The 242-nt window shown below is 42.1% G+C and carries 1 protein-coding gene; it reads right to left on the bottom strand.

Features of this window, described 5'->3' with window-relative positions; all coding sequences use genetic code 11:
- On the bottom strand, nucleotides 1-242 hold a 242-nt coding region (locus ACFIN0_RS10125), incomplete at both ends, for a hypothetical protein (protein ID WP_375702494.1).

Below are 242 nucleotides of genomic sequence, written 5' to 3'. Positions count from 1 at the left end.
ACGAGATCCTTCACCAAAAATTCCACCACTTTCTTTCTTACGTTGTTCTCCAGAAGTCCGAGCATTTCCCCGTAAATGGAAAATATAAAGGCTGCTAAATTCTTCAACGAGGCATTTGCGTAACCCATCCATAGAACTTCCATTAATAAAACCAGCATTTGTAACAAAACCAATAACACCACGGTCTTTTATACGGTCACTTGCCCAGCGAATGGCGCGGATATAGCTGTCATACAGACCTC

Origin of the sequence: Bartonella sp. AA89HNZF (assembly GCF_042196905.1) — a bacterium.
Lineage (GTDB): Bacteria > Pseudomonadota > Alphaproteobacteria > Rhizobiales > Rhizobiaceae > Bartonella.
Note: the sequence above shows the minus strand (reverse complement) of the source record. Positions and strands in the feature narration are given on the sequence as shown.